The sequence below is a fragment of the Halobacteriovorax sp. GB3 genome (assembly GCF_028649655.1).
Lineage (GTDB): Bacteria > Bdellovibrionota > Bacteriovoracia > Bacteriovoracales > Bacteriovoracaceae > BSW11-IV.
This window is the reverse complement of sequence record NZ_JAQSLN010000002.1, coordinates 183,475-194,035: the sequence shown is the minus strand read 5'-3', so window position 1 is coordinate 194,035 and position 10,561 is coordinate 183,475. Positions and strand designations below refer to the sequence as shown.

The 10,561-nt window shown below is 33.5% G+C and carries 10 protein-coding genes; 4 read left to right on the top strand and 6 right to left on the bottom strand.

All coding sequences use genetic code 11. From position 1 onward, the window contains the following. Positions 1 to 22 precede the first annotated feature (22 nt). Together HBN50_RS05510 and HBN50_RS05505 are read left to right on the top strand one after the other, a co-directional pair. Positions 23 to 1,399: an undecaprenyl-phosphate glucose phosphotransferase gene (locus HBN50_RS05510; protein WP_273868531.1), complete on the top strand. Its 1,377-nt coding sequence runs from the start codon at positions 23 to 25 to the stop codon at positions 1,397 to 1,399. Next, positions 1,389 to 2,420 (top strand): glycosyltransferase, encoded by a 1,032-nt coding sequence (locus tag HBN50_RS05505; RefSeq protein WP_273868530.1) that lies wholly within the window; start codon positions 1,389 to 1,391, stop codon positions 2,418 to 2,420. Before HBN50_RS05510 ends, HBN50_RS05505 begins: the two co-directional genes overlap by 11 nt. Here HBN50_RS05505 and HBN50_RS05500 read toward each other — a convergent pair. Beyond that, positions 2,405 to 3,547: a glycosyltransferase gene (locus HBN50_RS05500; protein ID WP_273868529.1), complete on the bottom strand. Its 1,143-nt coding sequence runs from the start codon at positions 3,545 to 3,547 to the stop codon at positions 2,405 to 2,407. The genes HBN50_RS05505 and HBN50_RS05500 overlap by 16 nt on opposite strands. Positions 3,548 to 3,559: 12 nt before the next feature. Then, entirely contained in the window at positions 3,560 to 4,390 is an 831-nt protein-coding gene (locus tag HBN50_RS05495) for a 2OG-Fe(II) oxygenase (RefSeq protein WP_273868528.1), read from the bottom strand. Positions 4,391 to 4,496: 106 nt separating this feature from the next. Here HBN50_RS05495 and HBN50_RS05490 point away from each other — a divergent pair, with 106 nt between their 5' ends. Continuing rightward, a complete protein-coding gene (locus HBN50_RS05490; protein WP_273868527.1) occupies positions 4,497 to 5,789 on the top strand; it encodes a lipopolysaccharide biosynthesis protein in 1,293 nt (430 codons plus the stop codon). Here HBN50_RS05490 and HBN50_RS05485 read toward each other — a convergent pair. Continuing rightward, positions 5,742 to 6,692 carry a glycosyltransferase family 2 protein gene (locus tag HBN50_RS05485; protein ID WP_273868526.1) on the bottom strand — a complete coding sequence of 317 codons (951 nt, stop codon included), beginning with the start codon at positions 6,690 to 6,692 and terminating at the stop codon, positions 5,742 to 5,744. The genes HBN50_RS05490 and HBN50_RS05485 overlap by 48 nt on opposite strands. After that, positions 6,682 to 7,578, bottom strand: coding sequence for an NAD-dependent epimerase/dehydratase family protein (locus tag HBN50_RS05480; protein ID WP_273868525.1), 897 nt, complete (start codon positions 7,576 to 7,578; stop codon positions 6,682 to 6,684). Before HBN50_RS05480 ends, HBN50_RS05485 begins: the two co-directional genes overlap by 11 nt. Positions 7,579 to 7,645: 67 nt before the next feature. Between HBN50_RS05480 and HBN50_RS05475 the strand changes: the two genes are divergently transcribed. Next, the gene (locus tag HBN50_RS05475; RefSeq protein WP_273868524.1) at positions 7,646 to 8,971 is read left to right on the top strand and encodes a hypothetical protein; all 1,326 of its coding nucleotides are present in this window, start codon (positions 7,646 to 7,648) and stop codon (positions 8,969 to 8,971) included. Here the strand turns inward: HBN50_RS05475 and HBN50_RS05470 are convergent. Together HBN50_RS05470 and rfbG are read right to left on the bottom strand one after the other, a co-directional pair. Beyond that, on the bottom strand, positions 8,954 to 9,502 hold the full coding sequence (locus HBN50_RS05470; protein ID WP_273868523.1) for a dTDP-4-dehydrorhamnose 3,5-epimerase family protein: 549 nt from the start codon (positions 9,500 to 9,502) through the stop codon (positions 8,954 to 8,956). The genes HBN50_RS05475 and HBN50_RS05470 overlap by 18 nt on opposite strands. After that, positions 9,489 to 10,559: a CDP-glucose 4,6-dehydratase gene (gene rfbG / locus HBN50_RS05465; RefSeq protein WP_273868522.1), complete on the bottom strand. Its 1,071-nt coding sequence runs from the start codon at positions 10,557 to 10,559 to the stop codon at positions 9,489 to 9,491. The genes HBN50_RS05470 and rfbG overlap by 14 nt, the downstream gene beginning before the upstream one ends. Between the last annotated feature and the right edge of the window lie 2 nt (positions 10,560 to 10,561).

The following is a 10,561-nucleotide window of genomic DNA, read 5'->3' as shown; positions in this document are numbered from 1 at the left end:
TTTAACAAACTAAGGAGCCCTTATGCTAAGAGAAAGTGACAAGTTTTTATTAACCCTTCAGAAAGCGACCGACGCACTGCTAATTCTGATTGCTTGGATTTGTGCTTATTTTATAAGATTCAGATTTTTACCCAATGCACAACAAGGACTTTTCAAAGAATTTCTCATTATTGGCCTCATCCTTTCAATTGTAACTTACCTCATATTTGAAAAAAATCACTTATACGACGAAAATATTTTAACTTCCAGAATTAATAAAATACTCAAAATCATTTCGACAAATTTTATAAGCTTTGTCTCATTGATCATTGTCCTCTATTTTATAAAATTCGAAAGAATTTCTAGGCTACACCTTGGTATATACCTCTTTCTATCTACAGCACTTCTCATCTTTTCTAGAATTCTATTCTTTCAAATTATCTCAAAATTGAGAAGAAGTGGTCACCTTCTTCAAAACGTCATTCTTGTAGGTAATGGAAAAAATTTAGAACACTATATCCAAATGGTTAATTTCCATAAAGACAGTGGAATCAATATCGTTGGATGGATAGATAGTGTAGGCAAAGAAAGTGACGATGGAATCAAACGTATTGACGAAGATTTTCATGAATTTCTAAAAAAGAATCAAACGACCAATGTAGTTGTCTCTTATCCAAATGAGCAAGCAAGTAAGCTCGATCTTTTTCTAAAGAAAAACTATAACGACATTCTTTCAATTCAAATTTTACCAGATCTCTCATACTCTCTCGTAGGACATAGAGTTCATGATTTTGCCGGACTTCCGATCCTTTCATTTAATCAACCTTCATTTTCTAATCTGGAGCTGATTTTCAAGAGATCCTTTGACTTCTTTGCAACTTTAATTGGAATGATCGTAATCTCGCCACTTCTATTCCTCATCGCTCTAGGAGTTAAGCTATCTAGTCCAGGGCCTATTTTCTATGGACAAGAAAGAATTGGTCTCAATGGAAAGCGTTTTAAGATGTGGAAGTTTAGATCAATGAGAATGGCCATAGAAGGTGAAGATCAAACGACTTGGTCTTCAAAAGACGATCCAAGAAAAACAAAATTTGGAAGTTTTATTCGATCGACAAGTTTAGATGAACTACCTCAGCTTTGGAATGTTATTGTTGGTGAAATGTCTCTTGTAGGCCCAAGACCAGAAAGACCATTCTTTGTTGAGAAATTTAAAAACGAAATCCCTAATTACATGCTTAGACATAAGATGAAGGCAGGAATCACAGGATGGGCCCAAGTCAATGGTTGGCGTGGAGACACATCTCTCGTTAAAAGAATTGAATGTGATATTTATTATATCCGTCACTGGAGTTTCTTTTTTGATATCAAAATTATTCTTTTAACTTTTTTAAAAGGTTTTATTAATAAAAATGCTTACTAATAAAAAGATTCTTCAAATTACTGTTCGCTCGGATCAAGGTGGTGGACCGAAACATCTCTTTGACCTAATTAAAGCAATGGACACGAAAAAGTATTCTGTTTCAGTCGTTTCACCAGTAGATGAACCTTTTTATGGCCTCTATAAGAACCTTTGTGAAACTCATATTGAAATACCTCATCGTAAATTTAGTATCATCAGTTTTTTAAAAATATTACTCTTTTGTAGAGAAAATGGAATTCAGATAGTCCATTCTCATGGTTTAGGAGCAGGGATTTACTCTCGTCTTCTAGGCTTATTCGGTTTGAAAGTTATTCATACTTTTCATGGGATTCACTACCCAAAATCACTTTCAGATAAAGTGAAAATAAATCTTGGGGTTTTACTTAAATATTTCACAGACACCTTTATCTGTGTTTCTCATTCCGAAATGGACAATGCGGTTAATTTAAATCAGTGCTTCTCAAATCAGACGATTGTCATTGCCAATGGAATTGATGAAGCGAAATATATCTGTTCTAAAAGGGAAGATGGCCCAATTACTCAAATTTCTTCTATTTCTCGCCTTGATGAACATAAGAACATTTCTGAAACTCTTCGCTTTCTCGCAAAGTTGAAAAATGAAAAATCATTTCAGTTTTTCTACAATATTGCTGGAGATGGCGATCAGAAAGAAGAACTTAAGTCTCTTGTAAAAGAACTAGAGCTCCAAGAAGAGACAGTTTTTCTAGGTAATGTTGATGATGTTGCAGGACTTTTGTCCAAAACAGATCTTTTTGTTAGTTCTTCCAAAGGAGAAGGTCTCCCCTATTCAATTCTTGAAGCGATGGCCGCCAATTGCAAAATACTTTGTTCAAATGTTACTGGTCATAAAGATTTACTAAGTGGACATAACCTTTATGATTTAGGTAATTACGAGAGTTTTAAAGATAGTATTTTAAAAGTTGAAAGGGTCTCTTTTGACAAGAAGTATTCCATTGAATCAATGGTAAACTCTGTTCAAGATATCTATAGTAGTTTTTGATACTCTTTGAGATATTCATTCGCAACAAATTCCCATGAGTATTCTTTTACAATTAAGTCTCTTGAAGCCAGTGTTCTAACTCTGCTATCTTCATTTGAATTAAAAAAGTTATGTATTTTCTCAACCCATTGGTCATCTGTATCAGCGACTTCTATTTGATCGGTCTTAATTCCTTCTAAACTTAGCGAAGATGCAATAATCGGAGTCCCAATTGCCATGGCCTCAAGAACCTTATTTTTAATTCCAGCACCCAATCTAAGTGGAGAGATATAAAGCGAAGTCTTTTTTAAATACTCTCTAATATCTTCAACAAAACCTGTAACAACAATCCTATTATCTTTCTTGGATAATGATTTGATTTCCTCACTAGGCTTATTACCGACGACATAAAATGTTAAATCGGGAATCTGCTTCCAAAGTTTAGGCAAAATCTCGCGGCTAAAATGTAAAACGGCATCGACGTTAGGACCGTAATTCATATTCCCCGTGAATGTTATTGTTTTTTTATCAATTGGATTGTGATTAAAAGAAAAGTAATCAATATCCACTCCATTTTGAATGAAAATGCCATCTTTACACCATGCTTGAACATGGTTTAAATCCGTATCAGAAACAAAGTGATTAATTTTAAATTTTTTAAAATATTTCTTTTCCGCTAATTCCGCTTTTTTAGACTCAAGGAAATAAAGACCTTTCTTTATTAAATTTGTCTCAACTTTAAATCTTCTATTAAAAAATAAGCTCAATGAATCGATGGCAGAAAAAAATATTTTTTGTCTTATTCTGTCATCAAGATAATCTGCGACTGGTGACAAACCAAAAGCTGAAAGATGAATAACATCAAAAGAATGCTCAAGTTCTATAATCTTCGAGGCCAGTAATTTTGCATTCTCATCAGACAAAAACATGAATGGTCTAGAACTTAAAAGCGATCTTAACTTCGATTTTCCTCGATTTGTTACACCACATCCATAAGCGTTACTCTTTTTAACCTCTGAATTAGAGTAAAGAAAAAGGTTAAAAACATCATGATCATTAAAGTGCTTGATCAAATTGTAATTAATCTTAGTAACGCCATTTAAGTTTTCATTTTGAAAACTATCTTCAGTAACAAACAGTATATTCAAAGTAATTCTCTATTAATTCTCAGTTGATTTAATGTATTGATCTTTTCGACCAAGTCCATCCTTTTTGATTTTTCTAATCGTCATTCTTAATAGATTATCACATCGACAAACCATACGTCTTAAAGTTTGATTAGGACGTCCCATAAATGATGTTACGTGATAGTACTGTCCACCAGTCGGCGACTCTTTAGAAAAGTAATAATTAGAAACACAACATCTCTTGACCTGCTCCGGAACAACTTGTGAGACAGAGTGCCATGACCACGGATTTGTCTCCATGATAACCAAGCGATTAAAACGACTCTCGATTGTCACAGGCTTCTTTACCTTTTTATCCCAAAGTTCAAGATTTCCACCAAATTCCTCTTTCCACTCAGGAGTTACATAATAGAGAAGATTCAGTCTTCTATACACTTTTCGATCTTGATCATGTGAATTATCAATATGAGGATTTAAAAAATCACCATGTCTCATCATACTAAGACCACCAGCGTATAAAGTGTTATCGGCACTTAAACCCTTCATATTGGTAACTTCAGTGATTTTATCGATTACACGAGTATCTTGAATCGCAAAAGTAATGTCCTCTAAAGTTTTATCAAATTGATTAAACTGCTTAGATGTCAGCTTCTTTTCACGATAAGACTGCATTTCTCTCCAAGCATCATTTTCTTCGCTAAAAAGAGGATAAAACGATTGTGCCATTTCTTCGGATAATAAGTTATCGACGCTAACAAACCCTATGCCCATTTCTTTTTGATTTTTTAAATACTCTGCTTTTATATTTTCTTTGTCTCTTTCGATTCTATCAACAATAGCAATTACGAATGATTCTTTATTCATTGGAATTCTCTCTTATATTACTGTATTCTTAATGTAATTTATTAAACAAAATTCTATCACAATTAAAGACAGAAATACTATCTCAAGATTTTTATAAGTAATTCCTATGGACCCACTAAAAGCAATCAGATTCCGAATTTTAAAGTCTGACTTCATAAGAAATGTTGCACTGCTAACATCCGGAACTATTTTTGCCCAGGCCCTATCTTTTGGTGTAAGTCCAATCCTTTCAAGAATTTATGTAGCTGAGGACTTTGCTGCCTTCACTATTTATACTCAAATTGTCGGAATTTTCTCAATTCTATCAACTCTCTCTTATAGTGAAGCAATCGTCGTTCCCAAGGAAGAGAATAAAGCAAGGAAGCTTTCAAATTTAGCATTTTCTCTCTCTGTCCTTGTTCCACTTCTCCTCTTTCTCTTTCTACCTATTGTAGAAAAGCTCATTATTTATTTTGCAAAGATTGAGAATACGAAACACCTCTACATTTTTCTGATTCCAATTAGTGTCTTTCTAAATGCTAATCGAAATATCATTAACTCACTTTTTACAAGAACAAAGAATTTCAAGGGAAATTCAAAAAACAGAGTTTTTGAATCAATTCTAGGATCACTTGCAAATATTGGCCTTGGTTATAATGGACTAGCATCTCTTGGTTTAATCTTAGGAAATATTGTCGCTCAGTTTTCTTTCAATGGATTAAGCTTACTCTCTCTCAAGCGTAATATTCGTATCCTTGATTTTTTCCAAACAAAAATAGATAAACTAACTCTAAGTGAATACAAATCATTTCCTCTATTAAACTCACCAATTCTTTTAACTGATCTTTTTCTTATTACAGCAATGAGTTTTTCTCTTTCTAATCTTTTTGGAACTTATACTCTTGGTCTATTCGCTTTTACATTGAAGATTATACAAACCCCATTAACTCTCGTATCAACTTCTATAGGCCAGGTATTCTTCAAAAGAATTGCGGATGAAGTTAATCAAAATGGAGAATATGGGCTTTTCTTTCGAAAGGTTTTTTCACAGTTACTTATTCTTTCTATCGTATCAATTTTTGCATTAAAAATAATGGGTCCTAATCTTTTTGCAATTATTTTTGGAGAGAGTTGGAGAGAGGCAGGAGTTTATGCTGGTTTAATATCACCATTTCTCTTTGCAAATTTTATCTATAAGTGCTTCTACTACATTCCAATTGTCGCGAATAAACAAAAGACCTATTTCATACTAAATACCTTCTACTCATTTTCATTGGTACTAGGACTTTTTGTTGGTCATTATTTCTTCCAAGACATTACTAAAACTTTTCATCTGATCAGCTTTTTAGCTGTTGGAATTTCTTGTTTGATTTTAACTTGGTTTTATCGACTTTCTAAAACAAAAGTTGTTCACAAATAAGATAGCAAATTTCAAAATTCTGTATGAAAATTTAATGGGTGGAGATAATTCAAGATCAGAAATATCACATTTCATTTTGATTTCTTCTAAGTGCTTTTCATAATTTTCATCATATGTTCTAAGGTCTTTTAACCAACCATTGAGAATATTACTTTTAATAATAATCTTTTTAATAATTGCTGGAACACCCTGAATAGAATTTGAAAACTCATATGTTTTTAAAATCATTCTCTTTAAAGTATCTGATTTATAAGTTTCATTATCAAAGATTCGATAAAAGGCGAGCTCTTCTCGTACGATAATCGAGTTTCCAAATTTTTGAATGTAATTGATATAAAATTCATAATCAGAACAAGGAAAACTATCTTTATCAAAGCCCTTAATTGCTAAGGCATTTTTCTTTTTATAGACAACACCTGGAGCAGAAACAATATTTCCTTCAACTAAGCGTAGAGGATTAATAACTTGGATCTCACCCGATCGGTTAAGGGTACTAGTTAAATCAACATTCTTTCCACGAGAATTCAAACAAGATACGAGTTCATATTTTCCTGAAGTAAAATAGGGAGAGATACGGGAAATGAAATCCGGATATAATAAATCGTCATCGTGTAAAATGGTTACCCAGTCAGTCTCACATAATTCTAAGCACCTATTCCAGTTACCAAACATTCCTAAATTGGCTTCATTCTGTACATAACTCAGCCTATCATCATCAAAAGAGGAAACAACTTTAGAAATCTCACTCGATTCAATATCATTATCAACGACGACTATCTTAAAATCTAAGTCCGTATCTTGATTTAATGCACTTTGAATTGTCTCTCGTATCAGATCTGGTCTTTTAAATGTTGGAATCATAATCGAAAGAATTGGTAATTGAGACTTACTCTTAGGAATCAAACGATTCTCCTTTCAAATATTCTTTAATCCCCTCTTTTAAACTAAATTTCTGCTCCCAACCGGGAACCACCTTTTGATCAGTCCAAGGAATCATAACTTCTCTTTCTCTATATTCTCTCAAGCCCCAATTGATATTGAGCTTTTTACCGCAAACTTCCTCAAAGAGCTTGGCTATATTTTTCAATGACATAACCTCACTTGAAGTAACATTAAAATCTTCGCCATTTTTCACGAGAGGACTTTCACTAATTAGCAAGTTTGTTAATTTAATAAATGCACTAACAATATCATCGATATAATTAATAGATATTTTCTGCTCTCCTGCTGACATATCTAGCGAAGAACCACTCTCGGCCATCTCATGAAATAACTTGAAAATCTTTTTTCTCGTATCTCCTGGCCCATAAGAATCACTCAACTTCAAAGTGACCCCCATAATTTGATTTGTTTCAGTGTAATATTTCATTAAATCTTCAAATGCCTGTTTTGTAGCCGCGTAAAGATTTACGGGTGAATACGCCGCATCATTATAGTGCTGCCAAAAAGTTCCTGTGTTAAGAAACCATTTAACAGAAGATTTGCTAGATGCTTCTAAAAGTTCTAGTCCAAACAAAATATTTGAATTTACAAGAGGAGCGATATCTTCAGACTTATGAGCTGATAAAAAGAGTGAAGCCAGGTGAATGATTCCTTCAATTTCATTCTCTTTTAAAAATTGGACTAAATCAATATCTTCTCTACAGACGACTTTAGCACCCTCTTTCTCAAGAGTTCCTACAGAACTACTGCTTCGCACCAAACAATAAACGTTAAATTGACTCTTTAAAAGTTCTTTTACAACGTGGTTTCCAATGAAACCTGTTGCACCAGTTACCAAAATGTTCATACATATCTCTTTTATTTATTAGTTACTTCATCTAGAATATTCAATTATATGAAATCAGGCTATATTCATGAACAATAAATATCAACAACTCAGTAAATTACTTTTTTTCGTATTTATTTCAGTTGTTCAGTTATTTATTTCTTATTCACATATCAAAGATAGTTTCATCATTGCACCAATAGTTCTTCTTTCTATTGTTATGAGATGGCTTCTATTAAAAAGAATCCACTTAAGCAGTGATCTTACACTGATCTTCACATATATCTTCTTAGAACTTTCATCATTTCCAACACTCGTTCTCTACTCGTATTTTGAAAATATCGATATACATTCAAACTCAATCATTTCCTTATCAATGATTCCCATCGCTCTTCTTGCTCTAAAAGTACTAAAAGGTAAATTGCCCAAGAATGAACTTCGATTAGAATTTAAAAATTCTCAGTCTTTTTATTTTTTATCTTTTTACTCAATGACAGCACTTGCAGTCGTTCTTACGATCATAAGCTACAAACTCGGCATTACGAAAATGGGTGTTCCACATCCGGTTCTTCCCTTCAAGCTTGAGCCAGCACTGAATATTACAAGAATTATGGTACTACCTCTCATTCTTTGCTCACTCATCGCTTCGATAGCTCACAAGTCGGGGAAGTTCAAGGCCATTTTACCGACAGTTTTCTATATTGCTTGGAGCTGCGTCGAGATGTATGCTCGCGGAAGTCGCGGAGTCGTATTTTTCAATTCACTCCCGCTACTCTGTTTCTATGCCCTTAACTTTAAATTAACGGCCAGAAGAATTGCACCACTCTTTTTCATCGTACCAGGAATCCTCTTAACATTCTTTATTGGAGATTTTTTTAGAAATCTTGAAGTATCTAAAGTCGACTCTTCTCAGAGTAAACCAAGTATTGCTAAGACGTTCTCTCTTAAAACTGTGACGACTATGTACACGAGAGTTTTTGCTGAAGGGCTTGTTCTCAATAAAATTATTCAATCAAAAGAAAAAACAGAGAACAAAGAAGTACTACGTAAAATGAGCTCAGTTGAATTTCATACAGTAGAAGTTGATAAATCAAAAGACACAACAACACATAGCTCAGGAATTACTCTTATCTCTGATGGCTATTTCCACTACAATTTGTTTGGATGTTTTTTGGCCCTCATACTTGCAGGCCTGCTGGCTATCTTAAACGATGCTTTCTTTTTAACAAAGAAAATCTATCACCCACTCTTTATCTGCTTTCTCGTTTTTATATTCAATAAGATCAATTGGGGTGATGGACTTTTAGACTTCTATATCTCAAGAAGCTTTTTTACGATATCAGCTTTCCCACTAACGATATGTGCGATAATTCTGCTGATTTATAAGCCTTCTCAACTACAAGAGAAATGGTGAATCAAAATCAGATAATTTAGGAAGACCTGCATCTCTGTCTGAAAAGATTAATTGTTCTTCCGCAATACCCCAATCGTAACCAAAAGATCCAAAGTGAATTCCTGCATCACACTCTTTATCAAATGGTAAGGACTGAAAATAAGTCATTTGAGTATTGTCTTCTAAAGAGAGAAATCCATGAGCGCACCCCTCTGGAACATAAAGCATATCTCTATTTGATTCACTCAATTCAAAGACTTCATATTCACCATAAGTTTTGGAATCTTTTCTTAAATCAAGTACGACATCCTTAACTGCGCCTCTTGCAACATAAACGATTTTAGATACATTATGTTCTGGAACTTGGAAGTGCATACCTCGAATAACATTTTTTTGAGAAATCGAAAAATAACATTCTCTTAATTTAAATGTCGGATCAATCTCTAAAATCTTTTTCTCATCAAAAGGTTTGATAAATGCGCCTCTATTATCTGCATGATGAAAAGGCTTAATAAGATATAAGTTTTCTATTTTAGATTTATGAAATTCCATACTGACTCATGAATTCATCAATTTGATGATGTGTTATTATTTTTCCATTCTTATAAAATTCTTTATACCACTCAACAGTCCATTCAATTGTCTTTTCGGCACCAAGCATTTCTCCCCATTTAAGAAACTTTCTTGCTTTTGAGCAATCAAGCATCAAAAGATTCGCTTCATGCCTAAACTCATTAGACTTATGTAAATTGAACCGTACATCTTCCCAATATTTTTGAAAGATTTCAGTAAGCTCAAGAACTGTCAGAGTTGAATCTGCACTTGGTCCAAAGTTCCAAGAAGTAGCAAATTCTTTTTTACCTTCATATAAAAGCGCTCCTAACTTCAAATATCCTAGAAGCGGTTCTAGAACATGTTGCCAAGGTCTCACCGCTGAAGGATTTCTAATCTCAACAGCTTCATTCTTTACCGTGGCCCTTACAATATCAGGAATGATTCTATTTTCGGCCCAATCACCACCGCCGATTACATTTCCTGCTCTAACAGTTGTAATAAGGGTATTGTGGTCTTTACCGTAATTATCTAAATTAAAAAATGAGCGAATATAACTAGATGTCATTATCTCAGTACAAGCTTTCGATGAGCTATATGGATCATGTCCGCCAAGTCTATCATTTTCACGATAACCCCATTCCCATTCCATATTCTCATAACACTTATCAGTAGTAATACTTACGATTGATTTAACTGATCCAACTCTTCTACAGGCCTCATAGACATTCATTGTTCCGATGACATTTGTTTGATAAGTTTCTACAGGATTTTTATAAGAATATTGAACTAATGCTTGTGCGGCCAAATGAAAAACGATCTCAGGCTTAAAAGCACTTATGACTTCATCAATTTTTTGAGCATCATTAATATTTAGATAATGAGACTCAATATCTAAATTAAGACGTTCAAAGTGATTATCTTCAGCTGGCTCCAATGAGATCGCACAGATTTCACTGTCCATTTTATCTAACCACTGAACAAGCCAACTACCTTTAAAGCCAGTATGACCAGTAACAAGTACTCTTTTTCCCTTATAGAAAGCTTTTAAACTCATAA

Coding starts and splice junctions, on each gene's coding strand:
- HBN50_RS05510 (WP_273868531.1), top strand. CDS start 23: ATGCTAAGAGAAAGTGACAAGTTTTTATTAACCCTTCAGAAAGCGACC.
- HBN50_RS05505 (WP_273868530.1), top strand. CDS start 1,389: ATGCTTACTAATAAAAAGATTCTTCAAATTACTGTTCGCTCGGATCAA.
- HBN50_RS05495 (WP_273868528.1), bottom strand. CDS start 4,390: ATGAATAAAGAATCATTCGTAATTGCTATTGTTGATAGAATCGAAAGA.
- HBN50_RS05490 (WP_273868527.1), top strand. CDS start 4,497: ATGGACCCACTAAAAGCAATCAGATTCCGAATTTTAAAGTCTGACTTC.
- HBN50_RS05480 (WP_273868525.1), bottom strand. CDS start 7,578: ATGAACATTTTGGTAACTGGTGCAACAGGTTTCATTGGAAACCACGTT.
- HBN50_RS05475 (WP_273868524.1), top strand. CDS start 7,646: ATGAACAATAAATATCAACAACTCAGTAAATTACTTTTTTTCGTATTT.
- HBN50_RS05470 (WP_273868523.1), bottom strand. CDS start 9,502: ATGGAATTTCATAAATCTAAAATAGAAAACTTATATCTTATTAAGCCT.
- rfbG (WP_273868522.1), bottom strand. CDS start 10,559: ATGAGTTTAAAAGCTTTCTATAAGGGAAAAAGAGTACTTGTTACTGGT.